Below are 18186 nucleotides of genomic sequence, written 5' to 3'. Positions count from 1 at the left end.
TATAATATTGAAACGTCTCCGCATTTGGTGCGATCGTCAGTCTTTGGTGAGTAGCCTGGCGATGCGCCGCCCGACCTGCTCAACGGGGATCCGGCTGCGGCCGGCACGAGCTAGCACCAGCGCACCTTCGATCAAGGCGAGCGCCGTCGTCGCAAGTTCATCCGCTTCGGCCGGGGCGTGGCCGTCAGCACGCAGGGCATCTGCCAGCGTTCGCTGCCAGCCTGCATAGATGCCGCCGCAGATCGGTTGCAGGGCGTCGTTGGTGGCAGCTACCTCCAGCGCCACAGTGGCCACTGGGCAGCCTTTGCTGTAGTCGGCGGCGACCATCCTGTCTGCCAGTGTTTCCAGCAGCGCTCGCACGAGATCGCCGAGGGTGGGCGCCTGTAGGGCCAACTCCTTGACCATGCGATCGACATCCCTGCCCGCCACAGCGAGGGCTTCGCCGACCAGCTCGTCCTTACCGCCGGGAAAGTGGTGGTAGAGCGAGCCTCTGGGAGCCTCGGCCAGCTCGAGCACCTGCTTCAGTCCGGTGCCGTGGTATCCATTCGCCTCGACCATCAATCGAGTCGCTTCAACCATCCGCGCTCGCGTCGTATCTCCCTTTGTGGCCATGCAACACGCTAGACCGGTCTGCATAATTATGTCAACCACCCACGATGTGGCCGAGGGATAGAGCATCAGTCGGCTGTCGGCGTCGCCCTGTGGGCGTTGTTGCTGGAGCAGCACCGTGGTCGGCATCGGCTGCAAGGTGTCCGCTCAGGCGTCATTGGTATCGACTTGTTGGTGAAACCGATTGACTTGTCGGTGAATTGCGGTGGCCGTTCGATCGGCCGGGGATGCTCACGGATTGGTTGCGGTGAGAATTTCGCGCGCAGCGCGCTGCCCGGATTCGACCGCGCCGTCGATGTATCCGGCCCAGCGGGTCGCCGTTTCGGTGCCGGCCCAGTGCAGCGAGCCGGTCGGGCGGCGCAACTCCGGTCCGAAGCGTGTCAAAGTCGATGGGGTCGCGAAGGCGCCGTAACAGCCGCGGCTGTAGGTTTCGGTGGCCCAGTCCTGCTCGATGTAGTGGACCGGACTGCGCGCCTTGGGGCCGAAATATGCTGCGAGGTCGTCGAGAACCGCGTCGCGGCGTTCTTTCGGCGCCAGGCGAGCCGCGGCTTGGGCATGGGTGGCTTCGAGGAATCCGACCAGGACCGCTGGGTCGACGCCGGGCGGACCGGCATCGAAGACCGTGCCGAGCGCGCGCCGGTCGCTGTTGGCCTGCCCGGACAGACCCTGTACGCGCCAGAACGGCTCGTCGTAGACCGCGTTGACCTTGATCGTCCAGCCCATCGGCAGACGTTGGAGCAGTTGGGCGCGCTCGGCGGGCAGGTCCGGCGTGAATCGGATTCGGCTCACCAGCGGAGGCGGGACCGCGATGATCGCGTGCCGTGCCCGCCACTGCCGCCGCCCGGCCCGCACCCGAACCTCGTCGTCGCTCCAGTCGATCTCGGTCACCGCGGCGCCGAGGACGACCCGGTCGCCCAACTCCTCGGCCATGGCGATCGACAGTCGCTGTGTGCCGCCGACGACCCGGTCCTGCTGTGCACCGCCGGTCGTGTTGATCAATGAGTCGACGCCGCCGCCCGAATGGATGTAGAACTGCGCCCACAGAGCCGACATTTCGTCCGGTTCGGCGCACCAGACCGCCTGGGTGACCAGCCGGAAGAACGCGCGTCCGGTGGCGGTGTGCGAGTGCTTGCGCAGCCACGTGTCGAAGGTCTGACCGTCGAGTTGCCGGGCATGGGGCGCCGTCCACGGTGCCTGCAGGGGTACGCGGCGAGCCGAGCGATCGAGTCGCAGCTGCGTGAGGCCGATATCGGCGAGCACGAGCGGGTTCAGCCGGGGCATTCGCCCCCGGAAGCGGCTGACGCGACCGCCGAAGTCGCCGATGTTCGCGCCCTGATCGTGCGTCGGGTACGTGGCGAACCCGAGTTCGGTCAGCAATGCCAGTACCCGGTCCTGGCCGGGGCCGACCCACATGCCGCCGACTTCCACGTACGTGTCACTGCCCGGTACCTCGACGTTGCGGGTTCGTCCGGCACACCGGCCAACAGCGCGTTGCCGTGCGCGTACACAACCGGGTCGTAGTCGATCGACACCACGCGTGCCGATGCATCGACCTGCTGGGCTACCTCGTGCACATTGGGTGAAATCGGGATACCTGCACCGATATCGATGAATTGTCGAACACCGGCCTCGGCAGCCAACTGGACGGAGTGCAGCAGAAACTGACGACAGAACCAGGCCAGCGTCCTGGTGTCCGGCGCAACTGCGAGCATGCGATGGGCGACCATCTGGTCCACCTCGTAGTTGTCCTTGCCGCCCAGCATGTAGTTGTACACCCGGGCCGCATTCGGCTTGGTGGGGTCGGCACCCGACGGCACTCGCTCAGCCTCCGGCACAGCACCTCCCTCGATATCTCGACGAGCGCTACCGCGGACCCGGAATGCTCTGTGAGCCGACACTACCTTCGCCACGTCACGAGGTGCGCCGCATCCACCGAATACCGGAAACCATCCCGAAACAGCAAGCAGTGGTGAACATTCGAGCAACTTCCACCCAGAATAAGGAGCTGTCTCAGCGGCCTGCGGGTCCTCTCCGCCTGCACAGCAACGGGCGGACCCTCAGCACCCGGCGGGCAGACATTCCGCGACTGTGACGCACACATACTCACTCGTCTTCGGCCACTCCGAGAATCTGTTTTCCCACCACCCCCGCGAGGACCTCGGTCGAGTAGGCCATCAGCTGGCCTGCTTCGGCATCTCGCAGATGGCGTTGGATCGGAGACTGTTTGAGGTAACCGGAAGCGCCACCGATACGGACGCCCAGTTGCGCGACGTCCACCGCCACCTTGTTGGCGAGATATTTGGCGCGGGCCAAGTTCGGGAAGAAGGCAGGGACGCCGTTGTCGGCCTCCCAGAGGGCACGGTCGTAGAGCGCGTGTGCGGCGGCGAGCCGGATCTCGACGTCGGCCACGTCGAACTGCACCCACTGCTGGTGCGACAGTGGCCTGCCCATGATCACTCGCGACCGTGCGTGCGCGATCAACGCGTCCAGCGCGGCGTCGGCGATGCCGAGGGAGATCGCGGGCAGTCCCGCCGGGATGACCGCGAAATCGCCGGGACCCGGTGCGCGGCCACGATATTCGGCGCGCAGCACGGTGTTGTCGAAGGAGAGCAGTTGGCTGCGGGTCGCGCGCAGACCCAAGGTGTCCCAGATCGGGATGACCGACACCGTGGCGTCGGGGATCACGCCGAAGAAGGTCGGCACATCGTCGACACGCGCATTGACCAGCAGATAATCGGCGATCTCGCTGGCCGAGACGAAGCGCTTGGCGCCGGTGATCGACCAGCCACCGTCGACAGGGACGGCCTCCTGTTGCGGATTGAGGAAACGGTTTCCACTCGCCGGCTCCGACAACGCGTTCGCGAACCGCTTGCCGGCGAGGAATTCGTCGGCAAAGAACGAGCCCAATGAATCCCGGGTGAACTCGGCGAGCGCGACACCCGCTCCGGCGTGCATTACCCAGATCGTCGCCGTGGAAGGATCGGCCTTGGCGAGTATGCGCACCAACTGCCCGAAAGCCAGGTAGCTCAGGCCGAGACCCCCCACCTGCTCGGGCAACACCGCCCGATCGACGTCGGCGTCGTGGAGTGCGTCCAGATGCTCGACCGCGATCACGGCGCGCTCGTCGTAGTCCGCGGCGGCGGCATCGAAATCGGCGGCCAGCTCGACGACCCGGTCGAGGATCTTGCGCTCGACATCGCGCAGTGGGCCTGGGAATTGCGCAGTGGTCACGAAACACTCTCCGGTAGTAAGGGTTCCGCGATCGCGCGGCGATTCGTCGATCAGGGTACGCAGCGCAAGTGCACCGGAGAGCGGGAAATCGAGAAACCCGGCGCTTGTCCGCCGGGCCGACACCCGCGGAGCTCCGCTACCGTGACGGCCCAGGCGAGACGGCTGCACACCGCCCGGCCTGGGCCGTTACCTGCTCGCCTCGGACCGGCCGTCAACGGTCGGAGGGGAGCAGTTCGTTGCCGACTACACCTGCGGCGGCTCGATGCCGATTTCGCGCAGGCTATTTCGATACAGCTCGACATTGGCGAGCTTGATGTCCTCATAGCCGCGAACGATGTCGGTCAGGGCGGCCGCTTCGACGGCCCGGTCGTAGCCGGTCGCGTCGAGGTCGGCGGCCAGCGCCGTCACCATCTCGGTGTAGTGGGCGAGCAGGGCGCGTTCCACTCGGCGGACGTGGGCATAGCCGAAAGGATCGAACTTGGTGCCGCGCAGCCGCTTTCCCTTGGCGAGCGCACGCAGCACCAGGTGACTACGTGGCCCGAGGCCGATCTTCTTCTTACGGCCCATGGCGCGCAGCACCGGCGGGTGCAGGCGGTAGGTGAGGTTGGCACCTTCGGGAAGCTGGTCGGCCACATCGTCGAGGAACGCCGGGTCGGTGAGGCGGCGGGCGACCTCGTATTCATCCTTGTAAGCGGTGAATTTGTACAGGCCGCGGGCAACTTGCTCGCTGAATTCGGTGCGGTCGGTGACGCGGTGCTGCGCGTCCCAGATGTCTTGTACCGTTCGCACATAGGCACGGGCGACGCGGACACCTTGGAAACCGATCAGCTCGACGGCGCGCAGCTCGAGCAGACGCCTGGTCTCCCCCGTCGCGGTCACGCCGTCGAAAAGATCTGCGGGGATATCGATCTCGGCACGCTTGCGCTGCTTGCGAGTGGTGGCGGCCGTGAAAACATCCGGGCGCTCCACCGCAACCCGACCCCAGCGGAATGCCGCGATGTTGGCGGCCACGGCGACGCCGTTGATCTCGATGGCCTCCTCGATCGCCGTAGCGGGCAGGCGCAGGCCGCCGATCTGATAGGCGGCGCCGACCATCAGGAAGTTCGCAGCGGAGGTGTTGCCGAAAAGCACCTCCGCAGCGGCGAGTGCGTCGAAAGCACGCACCGAGCGCGACACCTGCTCGAGCCGCGCCAGCAGCGTGCCCTCATCGGGGTACGCGACGGACTTGTCGTAGACCATGTCGCCCGTCGGAGTCTTGCTCGTCGAAGCGACCGACATGGTGGTCGCCTTCGAGCCATAGGCCAGGTTCTTGTTGTCCGTGGCGGTGAGCAGGTCGAAAGCCACGATGCAGTCCGCGGAACCGGGGGTCAGCCGGTTCGCGGGCTCCAGCTCGCCGAACGCGAACCGCAGGTGTGACACGACAGGTCCGGCCTTCTGGCTCAGACCGATCTGGTCCAGGCTCGCCACCTCGTAGCCTGCGCGCAGCGCGGCGGTCGCGAGCACCTGGTTGACCGTGACGATGCCGGTGCCGCCGATGCCGGCCAGGAAGACATTCTGGGTCGTCGTCGGTGTCGTGTCCCGGAGTTCGGGCAGCACCGGCGGCTCGGCGCGCTTGGTCTCGGCACGCTTCTTCGCTTTCGTCGGCTCCGGGAGCTCGACGGTGACGAACGAAGGGCAGTCGCCGTCCATGCAGCTATAATCGGTATTGCAGGAGGTCTGATCGATTGTGGTCTTACGGCCGAATTCGGTGTCGACCGGCTGGACCGACAGACAGTTGCTCTTGACGCCGCAGTCGCCACAGCCCTCGCAGACCGCCTCGTTGATGACCACCCGAGTGCGGCGAACCGGCAGGGTGCCGCGCTTGCGCCGGCGGCGCGCGTCGGCAGCGCAGTGCTGGTCGTAGATGAGCACCGTGACGCCGGGGACTTCCCGCAGCGTGCGCTGTGCTTCGTCGAGCCGATCGCGGTGCCACAGCAGGGTGCCCGCGGCGAGATCGCGCTTGCGGTACTTCTTCGGCTGGTCGGCGCAGATGATGATCTGCCGCACGCCCTCGGTACGGAGCTTGTGGGTCAGCATCGGCACCGCGAGCGCGCCCTCCGCGTCCTGCGCACCGGTCATCGCGACGACGTCGTTGTAGAGCAGCTTGTAGGTGATGTTGACACCCGCGGCGATGCAGGCTTGCACGGCGAGCTGCCCGGAGTGGAAATACGTGCCGTCGCCAATGTTCTGGAACAGGTGCGGCACGTCGGTGAACGGCGCCTGGCCGATCCATTGCGAGCCTTCGCCGCCCATCTGCGTCAGCCCGGTGACCTTGCTGTCGTCGCGACCCGACATGGTCACCATGGTGTGGCAGCCGATGCCGCCACCGGCCAGTGAGCCCTCCGGCACCGCGGTGGATCGGTTGTGCGGGCAGCCGCTGCAGAAGTAGGCGGCCCGCTTGGCGGGCAGCACCGACAGCGACAGTGGTTGCGGCAGTGGTCGTTTCATATCGAGCTGCCCCTGCAGCGCACGGCGCAGTGGCGCAACGATGCGGCCGGTGGTGAGTTCTCCGTCCTGGCTGAACAGCGGCCGGTTATCGGCATCGCGCTTGCCGATGATCTGCGGCGCGTCCGGTGTGCCGTACAGGATCTCCCGGATCTGAGTTTCGATGAAGGCGGTCTTGTCCTCGACGACCACGATGCGCGAAAGACCATCGGCGAACTGCCGGACCCGTTCGGGCGCAATCGGATACGGCATTCCGATGCGCAGCAGCCGGACGCCGGCATGCTGTAGCGCGGCATCGTCGACGCCGAGGTCGACGAGGGCCTGACGCACCGCGTCGAAGGTGGTTCCCGTTGCGGCAATGCCGAGGGTGGCGCGGGCCGGGTTCACCTCGATGACGTCCAGCTCGTTGAGTGCACTGTAGGCCTTGACGATTTCCCAGCGCGGGCCGTACAGATCTGCCTCGGCGATCACGCTGTCCGCCGGTGCCGCCATCGGCCGCTGCAGATAGGTGAACGGCCTACCCTCCCAGTCGATTTCCGGCACGGTGATAGCGATATCGCCCACCGAGCCGTCGACCGTCCACGCACCGTCGGCCACATCCGCCACGATCTTCAGCGCCACTAGGCATCCCGAAGCGCGGGACAGTGCGACACCGTGCAGACCCATGGTGACGATCTCGCGCGCATTGCGCGGGAACAGCACCGGGATATTCAGCGCTGCCAGCGAGCGTTCGCTGACCGCGGGCACGGTCGACGATTTGGAGGCGGGGTCGTCGCCGACCAGCAGCAGCACGCCGCCGCGCGGATTCACCCCGTACATATTCGCGTGCCGCAACGCATCCGTGGCCCGGTCGAGCCCGGGCCCCTTGCCGTACCAGACCCCGACTACGCCGTCATGCGTCGCGGTGCCCGCGGGCAGATCGGCCTGGCTCCCCCACACGGAGGTGGCGGCGATTTCCTCGTTCAACCCCGGCACAAAGGAAATATCGTGCTCGGCAAGAACGTTCGGCATGCCGTTCAACATCTTGTCGACGCCGCCGAGCGGGCTGCCCTGATACCCCGAGACGAAGGTGCCGACCCGCTGCCCGGCGCGCAGATCGCGCACATGCTGTTCGACCAGCTGTCTGGCAATCGCCTGGACGCCGGTGAGGACGACGGTTCCGGCGCCGACCCGGTAGCGGTCGGCGAGGTCGTACGGGGCTGAGATCAGTTCGCGGTCAGCGAGCTCGGTCATGCAGTCCACCCATCCGCTCAGCGCCGATCAGGCGCATCGCTTCGTTGAGCACTTGGTGCCGTCATCCTGTCTTCGAAGGCTCAAACGCACAATAGTGGTGAAAAAAGTTGAGCAAAGTGCGCAATCTCACCAATACAGAGTGGGCACGGCCTATGCAGGATGTGAGGTATGTGTGACCGTGACCACGCTACGCACGGGCCGCGGATTTTCGTCGCAGCCGCCTGCAAACCCGCGCTTGGCCGACCGCCGTCCGTGGCGGCCGATCTCGAGCCGCAGCCCACACTCGGCTATCTCAGGGACACCGCACGCTGATTTCGTCGGCGCTGCGCGGTCGGTTCGACCGACCATCCCGGCTTCGAGCGGAACTCGGCCACGGCAGCCACAACTAGGCAACTATTCGGCCTCCATGTGATCTTGACCGAGCTCACATGGGTTAAGTTGTGAAACTGACAGTTTCAGCAGGACGGTGTGGTCGTTTTCGTCGGGTCGACGATAACTTGTCGCATCGGATGGTGTCGCCTATGGCGGACACCGGCAGCCCACGAGCCGAAGGAGGTGCGACAGCCTGCCGCGATCGGCTCGTTCGGTCCGGCTGCCGGTTCCTCCTTTCCGTCTATGCAGTGAACGCAGAGGTTCGCTGCGTTTCCCCGTGTAATGCCGGTCCGTCCGATGCGCTGAGCCCTGGGGCGTTGCTGCCTGAGGTCTGCTTCGCCGCGGCGGCTGCCCCATCGAAGGAATGCCTTGTCCAGAGTTCCCTTCAGGATTGCGGTCCTGTTGTTGAGTATCGTTTCGCTCGGCCTGCTCGGTGTGCCCGCAAATGCCCAGCCGTTGTATCCCACCCCTGATCCCGATCCCTTCTACGCGGCGCCATCCGAACTGGAGGCGCTGCGCCCGGGCGACGTGGTCCGGACCCGCAAGATCGACACCGCGTTCTACATCGGAACCGAGGGCTGGCAGGTCGCGTTCCGCTCCACGAACTCGCAGGGCGGCCCCGTCATGGGGGTGACCACCGTCCTGCTTCCCGTCGGTATAAAGAACCCGCCGCTGGTCTCCTACCAGGCGTTGATCAACTCCCTCGGCACCCAGTGCAACCCGTCGCGATCGCTGTTCAACGGCGAATTACAGGACGCGCCCGGCGCCATGCTCCCCATCGGTCGCGGGTGGGCGGTCTCGCTGCCCGACTACCTCGGCCCCACCTCGGCCTACGGCGCCGCGAAGCTCAGCGGCATGATGACCTTGGACAGCGTCCGCGCGGTGCAGAAAGTGACCGAACTCGGTCTGTCCACCTCACCGGTCGCCATCGCGGGCTACTCCGGCGGCGGCATGGCCACCGCGTGGGCGGCGGCACTGCAGCCCACCTACGCCCCCGACCTGAAACTCACCGCCGCGGTCGCGGGCGGCATCCCCGCCGACCTCGAAGAGATGGCGCTGTCACTCGGCTTCAATCCGCACCCCGGATTCGGCCTGGCCTTCGCCGCGGCCATGGGCCTGGAACGCGAATACCCGAACCGGTTGCCGATCTCCGATCAGCTCAACCCGAACGGCCTGTGGTTCCGGGAATTCACCCACGACGCCTGCCGCCGATTCCTGCTCTTCCACGGCGCGTTCCGCAGCGCCGAGCAGATGGCGGCGTCCAAGAGCCTGATGGACAGCCCCGAAGCGCGGGAGGTCCTGCGCGAGAACAGCTTGCGCCACTTCCCCGGCATCCCGACGGTTCCGACGTACATATGGCAGGGCCGCTTCGACGAGCTCACCTTCTTCAACCCGGTGGCCGAGGTAGCCGACCGATACTGTCGCGCCGGCGCCCCGGTCGAGTTCCGCCCCTACGACATCGCCGAACACATGACCACGGCCGTCGCCGGTTTCCTCGACGCATGGAACTACGTGGAAGCCCGTTTCCGCGGCGACCCGGTACCGACCAGCTGCTGAGCACTCACCACGAGGCGGCCTCGGAGACGTTCTCCGGGGCCGCTTTTCGTTGGTAACGAGCCGTCGTCCAGGTCGATGAAGCAGGTACCCCAGGCATCGCAGCATTCGTCGACCGGCCTGGAGTTCCTAGTAGAGAAGACATGTCGCACAGTTTTCGCACGCTCGTGTTCGCGAGTGTCACCGTCGCCGGGTCGTTCGCGCTCTTGCTGGGCGGTTGTTCGTCTCCCCCGACCTCGACAAGCGGCGTGACGACCGCTCCGTCTGCCGGCGTCGCGCCGCAGACAACCACTGCCGCACCGACTACTACGGCAACCGCCGCGGTGACGTCGCCGACCGTTCCCACAGCGCCTCGCCCGGTGGATTCGACACAGCCGACCACGCCACCCGCAACCACGGACTACATCCCGCCCGCGGCGATCATGCCCGCGCCGCAGCACGGTCCGGCCGCGTGCGGGCCGAATTCCTACCTCAATTCCTACGACCAGTGCGTGCACCGCCCGGAATCGGCTGCCGCCCCACCACCGGGAGCGACGGCACGGTGCAAGGACGGCACCTACAGCTTCAGCAAGAACCGCTCCGGGACCTGCTCGGGCCACGGCGGGGTTGCGACCTGGCTCTGACCGCGTCCAGGCCGGCAGGCGGGTCATTCGATGATCGAGCGGACCTGCTCCTCGTACTCGGCACGGGTCTCGTTGTCGGCGGGGTGCAGGGCGCGGTCGCCGTCGAAGAGCTTGCGCACCAAGCGGACTGCGCGTTCGGGGGCGGCCGCGAGGGCGACGTCGATGGGACCGAGGTAATTGGGGACCGCGACCTCGGCTTTGCGGGTGTGGACGGTGTGCACGATGGCGGCGGCGACATCTTCGGGGTCGACGGTCGGCATGCCCTTGCCGAGGGTCAAACCCGACGACAGACGCGTGCGGACCGCCGAGGGCAGCACACAGCTCACACTGACGCCGTGCGGCGTGAACTCCAAACGCGTTGCCGCCGAGAGACCTACGGCGGCGAACTTGCTCGCGTTGTAGACGGCGAGACCGGCCACCGGGATCTTGCCCGCCAGCGAGGCCACATTGACGACGTGGCCGTGGCCGCACTCGATCATGCCGGGGACCACGGCGCGCATGCCGTTGATCAGGCCCCACACATTGATATCCATGGTGGCACGGCCGACGGCGTCCGGTTCGTCGAGAAAGGCGCCCGCAGGCATGACGCCCGCATTGTTGACCAGGATGTCGATGCGACCGAAGTCGGCGACCGCCTTGTCCCATTGGTCGCGTGCCCGTACATCGAGTTCGTAGGCGCGCGCGCCGATGGCGGCCGCGGCGGATTCGGCTGCGGCGGTGTCGACGTCGGCGATCGCAATCTCGGCGCCCTTGGCGGCGAACAGTTCTGCCGCGGATCGGCCGATGCCGCGGCCCGCCCCAGTAATGAGCACCCGGGCGCCCTTCAGGTCGAAGTCGGGGTAACCATGTCCGAGAATGCTCATGCGAAAGCTCCTTGTTCCAGCGCCCGGCGGGTGCTGCGCAGACTGTGTTCGAAGGTGTCGAGACGGCGGCGGCCGTCCATGAAATTGGGGCCCATCACCGCGAGATCCTCGGCGGTGGCGTCGATACGCAGCACCGTAGTTCCCGCCGCGCGCAATGCCGCGACCTCGGCATCGAGTTGGGCGCTCATGCGGTTTCGCAGCTGCCGCTCGAGGAAGTGACCGGGTCCGGTTGCCGGAATCTTCCCGCTCGAGGCCATGGGGGCGAGTACAACAACCTCGTCCAGCTTGTCGGGGATGAGCAGGTCCACCGACGCCGTCGAGCCCGCGCCGCCATCGATGAAGCGGCGACCCGCGATCGGGACCGGCGGGAACCAGCCGGGCACGGCCCACGACGCCCGCAACGCCTCGCCCAGCGTGGCTTCGGGCGCGTCGGGCGACCCGAACGCGACGCGTTCCCCGGTGGCGTAATCCATGGCGACCAGCCGGGTCGCGGGGTGCGGCACCCAGGTGCGGCCCGGGTTCAACCGCTCGGCGAGTTGCTGCAACCAACTCGGGTCACCGGCACCGACCGGCAGCAGGCCACTGCCCACGGTGAGCAACGCCTGCCCGGACTCGCTGCGGCGCAAGGGTAGTCGCAGCGAGCCGAGCCGCGGGCGCGGCAGCGGCGGAAAACATCCCGGTTCGGACCGCATGTGCGCCAACAGAATCGGATTCGTCGAGGTGCCGCGTTGCATCGCGACCAGCTCGTCGACCCCGATGCCGCTACCGAGCATGGTCATCATCTCCGCGCCCGCGGACGTGCCGATCAGCACGTCCGCCTCGCGCGGATCCCAGTCCAGTACGTCACGGGTCGCGGCGAGCGCGGCGACGATCCAGGCGGCGCCGAGTGTGCCACCGCATCCGATGGCCAGGCCACGCCGCTGTGACCCGTTTTTGTTACCCATAGTTCCAAACACTAGCAGAATCCAAATACCTGCGGTATCCGAAATCCATCGGTACGTAGAATCATCCGCATGGCACGTCTGACCCGGTCCGAGAGCCAGGCCCGCACCCGCGCGGACCTGATCGCCACGGCACGCGACCTCTTCCTGGCCGAGGGCTACGCGAAGACCAGCCTGGAGCGGGTTGCCGAGGAAGCGGGCTATTCGAAGGGCGCGGTCTACTCGAACTTCCGCACCAAGAAGGAACTCGGCCTCGAAGTGCTCGGGCTCATCCATGCCACCAAATTCCAAGAGGTCACCGACCTGATCGCGGCGGGCAACACATTGGATGATCAGCTGGAGCGCTTCCAGGAATGGGCCGAACGGACCATTGGCGACGTCGGCTGGACCCTGCTGGAATTCGAGTTCGCCACGGTCGCTCGCGACGATCCCGAGCTGCAGGCCGCGCTGGTGTCCAGCCTCGCCATGGTGCGCGGCGCCGTCGCCACGCAAGTGCAGAGTCTGTCCGACACGGTCGGAATTCCGCTGCCGATGCCCGTGGAAGAAGCCGCGAGCGCGATCCTCAGCATGGGTATCGGCCTCGGCATGCAGCGCGCCATCGATCCATCGATCCCGGCCCGACTGATCACCGACGCCGTGCGGCTACTGGTGACCTCCGGCGGCGGGGCGCTGCGTGCGCAACCGCGCACGCTCACGCGGTGAAGTGCAGCGTCCACTCACCGCGGTAGTGCAGCCGGGTGACGCTGCCCGGCGGAATGTCGATCCGCCAGAACGATTTCGGCGGCGCGTCGAGGGCGACGAGCAAAGCCGCCCTGATCACCGCCGGATGGGTGATCGCGATGGTGGACATGCCCTCGGAGGCGATCTCGGCCATCCAGTATCTGGTCCGCTCGACCACGTCCACCACGGATTCACCACCGTGGCCGCGGAACTGCGGGTCGGTGAGCCAGGCATATAGCTCGTCCTGTGGCACCGACATCAACTCGCCACCGCGCCACGCCCCCGCGTCGAGGTCGCGCAGCCGGGTGTCCTCCTCGCCGGGCAGTCCCATCAGGGCCGCGGTTTCCACGGCCCTGCGTTCGGGGCCGGTGAGGACTCGGGCGGCGGTGAGCGGCCCGCACGCGGCAATCGCCCTGCGGCCCGCCTCGGTGAGCGACTCGTCGACTGGAAAACGTGCCTTTCGCATCGCCTCGGTCATACCATGGCTGACCAGGTCGAGTCTGAGCACCTTTTGCACGGATGGAAGCGTACGGCGCGGCGGAGGTGGCCGTTATTCGATTGCTCTGCCTTCGCTCGGACAGTTGGCAGGACGGGGACGCCGCCGCCGGGTTACCTGTACGGCCGGATGAGTTGTCGGTGCCCGGGTGCAGACTGGTGCCATGGCTCAGTTCTCCACCGCGACCCAGGAGTGGTTCGACGGGGCCTTTCCCGCGCCGACCGCCGCTCAGCTGGGCGCATGGAAGGCCATCGCGGCAGGTGAGCACACGTTGGTGGTGGCGCCGACCGGGTCCGGGAAGACGTTGTCGGCGTTTCTGTGGGCGATCGATCAGCTCGCGAGCCGGCCGAAACCCGAAGGCAAGCCCGCTGGCCGCGGCACCTCGGTGCTCTATGTATCACCGCTCAAAGCACTGGCGGTCGATGTGGAACGCAACCTGCGCGCGCCGCTGGTCGGTGTCACGCAGACGGCCGGACGGCTCGGCCTCGACCCGCCTGCCATCACGGTCGGGGTCAGGTCGGGCGACACCAGCGCGGCAGACCGGCGGTCGATGCAGCGCACACCACCGGACATCCTGATCACCACACCGGAATCCTTGTTCCTCATGCTGACTTCCGCGGCGCGGGAAACTCTCAGCGATGTCCACACGGTGATAGTGGACGAGGTGCACGCCATTGCGGGTGGGAAACGTGGCGCGCATCTGGCGTTGTCGCTGGCCCGGCTGGATCTGATGACCGAGCGCCCGGTGCAGCGGATCGGTCTCTCGGCGACCGTGCGGCCGCCCGAGGAGGTCGGGCGATTCTTGGTCGGCAATGCGCCGATCACCATCGTGTCGCCGCCCGCGCCGAAGACCTTCGATCTGTCGGTGCGCGTACCGGTGGCGGACATGACCGAGCCGGGCGACTCCGATCAGCCGGGTTCCATCTGGCCACATGTGGACGACGCGATCGTGGACCTGGTGCTCGAGCACCACTCCTCCATCGTCTTCGCGAACTCCCGGCGCCTGGCCGAACGACTCACCGCGCGGCTCAACGAAACCTACGCGGCGCGCATCGACGAGCCCGTCGAAACCGAGCACAAGCCGCCCGCGCTGCTCGGGGCGTCCACGGAAGTGATCCATGGCGCCCGGCAACTACTTGCGCGGGCGCACCACGGTTCGGTGAGCAAGGAGCAACGCGCGCTCATCGAAGACGACCTCAAGAGCGGCCGACTGCGCTGCGTGGTGGCCACCAGCAGTCTCGAGCTCGGCATCGACATGGGCGCAGTCGATCTGGTGGTGCAGGTGGAGGCGCCCCCCTCGGTGGCAAGCGGCTTGCAGCGGATCGGGCGCGCCGGACACCAGGTCGGGGAGATCTCCCGCGGCGTGCTGTTCCCGAAGCATCGCACCGACGTGATCCACTGCGCGGTCGCCTCGCAACGCATGACCGCAGGACAGATCGAGGCGATCCAGATCCCAGCGCATCCGCTGGACATTCTGGCGCAGCAGACGGTCGCCGCGTGCGCGCTCGAATCGATCGACGTCGACGGGTGGTTCGAAACAGTGCGTGGCACCGGCAGTTACGCGGCGCTGCCGCGCTCGGCCTATGAATCGGTTCTGGATCTGCTGTCCGGCCGCTACCCCTCCGACGAGTTCGCCGAGCTGCGACCGCGAGTGGTGTGGGATCGGGACGCAGGCACACTGACCGGGCGGCCGGGCGCGCAACGACTCGCGGTGACCTCTGGTGGCGCGATCCCCGACCGTGGCATGTTCGCGGTGTACATGGTCGGCGAAAAGGCCTCCCGGGTCGGCGAACTCGACGAGGAGATGGTGTATGAATCCCGCGTCGGCGATGTCTTCGCCCTCGGTGCGACCAGCTGGCGGATCGAGGAGATCACCTTCGACCGGGTATTGGTGACCCCCGCGTTCGGGCAGCCGGGCCGCCTGCCGTTCTGGCACGGCGACGGACTCGGCCGCCCTGCGGAACTCGGCGCGGCATTGGGCGAATTCATCCGCAAAGCCGGACAAGACTCCACCGCGGCCCTTGCACAGCGCAGCACCGCTACTGCCGACGCGCCTCGGAAACGACCGCCGCGCAGTAAGATCGGTGTCTCGGCGACGGCGACGGGTGTGGCCGATTCGTCGCACAATGGCGCAGGCGCAGGCTTCGCACAGATCGTGCAGGGCGCGGGCCTCGACGACAACGCAGCGACCAACCTGCTCGCCCTGCTCGAGGAGCAGCGCACCGCCACCGGTCAACTGCCCACCGATCGAACGTTGATCGTGGAACGCTTCCGCGACGAGCTCGGGGACTGGCGGCTGGTGCTGCACTCGCCCTATGGGCAGCCGGTGCACGCGCCATGGGCATTGGCCATCGGCGCGAGGCTGCGCGAGCGATTCGGTGTCGACGCCAGCCCGACCTCCTCCGACGACGGCATCGTGGTGCGGCTGCCCGACACCACCGATGATCCGCCCGGCGCAGAGCTTTTCGTGTTCGAGCCCGACGAGATCGATGAGATCGTCACCGAGCAGGTCGGCGGTTCCGCGCTGTTCGCCTCCCGCTTCCGGGAGTGCGCCGCGCGGGCGCTGCTGCTGCCACGGCGCGATCCCGGCAAGCGGGCCCCGCTGTGGCAGCAGCGTCAGCGTTCGGCGCAGCTGCTGGATGTGGCCCGCAAGTTCCCCGACTTCCCGATCCTGTTGGAGACGGTGCGTGAATGCCTGCGTGACGTCTACGATCTGCCGTCACTGCGCGATCTGCTCGGCCGGGTGGCGCGCCGCCAACTGCGGCTGGTGGAGGTGGAGACCGCGACGCCGTCGCCGTTTGCCAACGCCCTCTTGTTCGACTACATCGGGCAGTTCATGTACGACGGCGACAGCCCGCTCGCCGAGCGCCGCGCCGCGGCACTGTCCTTGGACTCCAGCCTGCTCGCGGAACTGCTCGGCCGGGTGGAGCTGCGCGAACTATTGGACGCGGCGATCATCGAGCAGACCGAGCGGGAACTGCAACGGCTGACCCCGGAACGCCGAGCCCGCGATGCCGAAGGTTTGGCCGACCTGTTGCGCCTGCTCGGGCCGCTCACCGCCGACGAGGCGACCGCGCGGTGCGTCCGCGCAGACGACACCGATCCGGATACCGATCCGGACCGAGCGAGCAGCCCTCGCGCCGATGACGCCCGATCGGATACCGACCCCGCCGAATGGTTCGCCGAACTGGTGAAAGCGCGTCGGGCGCTGGAGGTTACCTTCGCGGGCCGCACCTGGTGGGTGGCGGTGGAGGACGCCGCTCGGCTGCGCGACGCGCTCGGGGTCCCACTGCCGATCGGCACGCCCGCGGCCTTCATCGAACCGGTCGCCGACCCGCTCGGCGACCTGGTCGGGCGCTACGCACGCACCCACGGGCCGTTCGGCACCGAGGCGGTGGCCGCCCGATTCGGCATCGGCACCGCCGTGGCCGCCACCGCCCTGCATCGCCTCGTTGCCGAAAAGCGTGTGGTGGAAGGTGAATTCACCCCGGCGGCCAACGGCTCGGAATGGTGCGACACCCAGGTCCTTCGCCGCTTGCGTCGCCGCTCACTGGCGGCAGCACGGCACGAGGTCGAGCCGGTCGCCACCGCGGCCTTCGGACGTTTCCTACCGGCCTGGCAGCACATCGGCACCGGCGAACTGCGCGGTGTGGACGGCGTCGCCGGCGTGGTGGAACAACTGGCGGGCGTGCCGATCCCCGCCTCGGCCTGGGAATCGCTGATCCTGCCCGCCCGGGTCCGCGACTACTCCCCCGCCATGCTCGACGAACTGATGGCCGCCGGCGAAGTGATCTGGTCCGGTCACGGCGCCATCACCGCGAAGGACGGCTGGATCGCCCTGCACCTGGCCGAACAAGCACCCTTCACACTGCCGCCCACCGACGACATCGAGCTGTCCGAGGTACATCTGCGCCTGCTCACCGCACTCGGCGCATCGATCGCACCATGGCCGCCGATCGAGGCCACAGCGTCGGTCGAACCAACGGTATCGGCCGATGACACGGCCGCCGGACATCGTTCAGTGGCCGACGGCAGCTCGCCGTCACTGCGACTGCCACCGATACCACAGGGCGGCGGCGCGTATTTCTTCCGCCACCTCTCCGACTCGACCGGGCTGCTGGATGACGCGAAAGTGGCTGCCGCACTGTGGGAGCTGGTGTGGGCCGGCGTCGTCGCGGGTGACACTTTCGCGCCGGTCCGCGCACTACTGTCCGGCACCGCACGCACGACTACCGCGCACCGCATGCCACGCCGCGCGCCCCGGGGCCGCGTCTACCTGCCACGACCGAGCACGCCGACGCGGTCCGGGCCACCCGCGGTCGCGGGCCGGTGGTCGCTGCTGCCGGATCGAGTGTCGGACAACACCGTTCGCGCGCATGCGACGGCGGACATGTTGTTGGAGCGTTACGGCGTGCTGACCCGTGGTTCGGTCCAGAACGAAGGTGTGCCCGGCGGATTCGCGCTCATGTATCGGGTGCTCACCGAGTTCGAGGACCGTGGACGTTGTCGCCGCGGCTATTTCATCGATTCGCTGGGCGGCGCGCAGTTCTCCACCACCGATGTCGTCGACCGGCTGCGCTCGTTCGACACCGACCGTTCGCACACCACCAAGGACCGGCAGCACACCGGCTCCGCGCTCGCGCTGGCGGCCAGCGATCCGGCCAATCCCTACGGCGCAGCTTTGCCATGGCCCAAGGGATCGGCCGAAGGCGCGGGCCACCGGCCCGGCCGGAAGGCGGGCGCGATCGTCGTACTGATCGATGGCGAGCTGACGCTCTACCTGGAACGCGGCGGCAAGACGCTGCTCACGTTCACCGAGGATCCGAACGCGCGCCAGGCCGCCGCCACCGCGCTGGCCGGTCTGGTCCGCGACCGCCGCGTCGACTCGCTGGTGATCGACAAGGTCGACGGAGAATCTGTGCACGGCAACACCTTCGCCGGCTTTCTCGCCGAGGCAGGCTTCGCACAAACACCACGCGGTCTCCGCCTGCGGAGGCAACCATGACCCACTACGTCGTGACCAGCTCCAGCCACTGCGCACCCGCCCATTCCGTAACCGA

General features: G+C 67.4%; 12 protein-coding genes. 4 read left to right on the top strand and 8 right to left on the bottom strand.

Annotation, left to right across the window (positions count from 1 at the left end):
* Positions 1 to 36: 36 nt before the first annotated feature.
* From ACLMAL_RS22070 to ACLMAL_RS22050, 5 genes are all read right to left on the bottom strand, one after another.
* Positions 37 to 579 (bottom strand): TetR/AcrR family transcriptional regulator, encoded by a 543-nt coding sequence (locus tag ACLMAL_RS22070; RefSeq protein WP_412000804.1) that lies wholly within the window; start codon positions 577 to 579, stop codon positions 37 to 39.
* Positions 580 to 840: 261 nt separating this feature from the next.
* Complete coding sequence (locus ACLMAL_RS22065) at positions 841 to 2022, bottom strand: flavin monoamine oxidase family protein (RefSeq protein ID WP_412000803.1); 1182 nt, start codon at positions 2020 to 2022, stop codon at positions 841 to 843.
* Complete coding sequence (locus ACLMAL_RS22060) at positions 1980 to 2444, bottom strand: SAM-dependent methyltransferase (protein ID WP_412000802.1); 465 nt, start codon at positions 2442 to 2444, stop codon at positions 1980 to 1982. Before ACLMAL_RS22060 ends, ACLMAL_RS22065 begins: the two co-directional genes overlap by 43 nt.
* A gap of 268 nt (positions 2445 to 2712) precedes the next feature.
* Entirely contained in the window at positions 2713 to 3840 is a 1128-nt protein-coding gene (locus ACLMAL_RS22055) for an acyl-CoA dehydrogenase family protein (protein ID WP_412000801.1), read from the bottom strand.
* Positions 3841 to 4083: 243 nt separating this feature from the next.
* A complete protein-coding gene (locus tag ACLMAL_RS22050; RefSeq protein WP_412000800.1) occupies positions 4084 to 7557 on the bottom strand; it encodes an indolepyruvate ferredoxin oxidoreductase family protein in 3474 nt (1157 codons plus the stop codon).
* A gap of 771 nt (positions 7558 to 8328) precedes the next feature.
* On the opposite strand from ACLMAL_RS22050, the gene ACLMAL_RS22045 reads away from it, so the two are divergent.
* On the top strand, positions 8329 to 9486 hold the full coding sequence (locus ACLMAL_RS22045) for a lipase family protein (RefSeq protein WP_412000875.1): 1158 nt from the start codon (positions 8329 to 8331) through the stop codon (positions 9484 to 9486).
* Positions 9487 to 9626: 140 nt separating this feature from the next.
* Positions 9627 to 10106 carry a DUF3761 domain-containing protein gene (locus ACLMAL_RS22040; RefSeq protein ID WP_412000799.1) on the top strand — a complete coding sequence of 160 codons (480 nt, stop codon included), beginning with the start codon at positions 9627 to 9629 and terminating at the stop codon, positions 10104 to 10106.
* 23 nt (positions 10107 to 10129) lie between these two features.
* On the opposite strand, the gene ACLMAL_RS22035 is transcribed toward ACLMAL_RS22040, so the two are convergent.
* Together ACLMAL_RS22035 and ACLMAL_RS22030 are read right to left on the bottom strand one after the other, a co-directional pair.
* Positions 10130 to 10969, bottom strand: a complete 840-nt coding sequence (locus tag ACLMAL_RS22035; protein ID WP_412000798.1) for an SDR family oxidoreductase — start codon at positions 10967 to 10969, stop codon at positions 10130 to 10132.
* Complete coding sequence (locus ACLMAL_RS22030) at positions 10966 to 11913, bottom strand: patatin-like phospholipase family protein (protein WP_412000797.1); 948 nt, start codon at positions 11911 to 11913, stop codon at positions 10966 to 10968. Before ACLMAL_RS22030 ends, ACLMAL_RS22035 begins: the two co-directional genes overlap by 4 nt.
* A gap of 69 nt (positions 11914 to 11982) precedes the next feature.
* Here ACLMAL_RS22030 and ACLMAL_RS22025 point away from each other — a divergent pair, with 69 nt between their 5' ends.
* Positions 11983 to 12612, top strand: a complete 630-nt coding sequence (locus ACLMAL_RS22025; RefSeq protein WP_412000796.1) for a TetR/AcrR family transcriptional regulator — start codon at positions 11983 to 11985, stop codon at positions 12610 to 12612.
* Here the strand turns inward: ACLMAL_RS22025 and ACLMAL_RS22020 are convergent.
* Positions 12602 to 13147 (bottom strand): histidine phosphatase family protein, encoded by a 546-nt coding sequence (locus ACLMAL_RS22020; protein WP_328409656.1) that lies wholly within the window; start codon positions 13145 to 13147, stop codon positions 12602 to 12604. The two genes, ACLMAL_RS22025 and ACLMAL_RS22020, sit on opposite strands and share 11 nt — an antisense overlap.
* Positions 13148 to 13289: 142 nt before the next feature.
* Between ACLMAL_RS22020 and ACLMAL_RS22015 the strand changes: the two genes are divergently transcribed.
* Entirely contained in the window at positions 13290 to 18131 is a 4842-nt protein-coding gene (locus tag ACLMAL_RS22015) for an ATP-dependent helicase (protein WP_412000795.1), read from the top strand.
* The last annotated feature ends 55 nt before the right edge of the window (positions 18132 to 18186 follow it).

This window comes from Nocardia sp. CWNU-33 (assembly GCF_046764895.1).
Classification (GTDB): domain Bacteria; phylum Actinomycetota; class Actinomycetes; order Mycobacteriales; family Mycobacteriaceae; genus Nocardia.
Note: the sequence above shows the minus strand (reverse complement) of the source record. Positions and strands in the feature narration are given on the sequence as shown.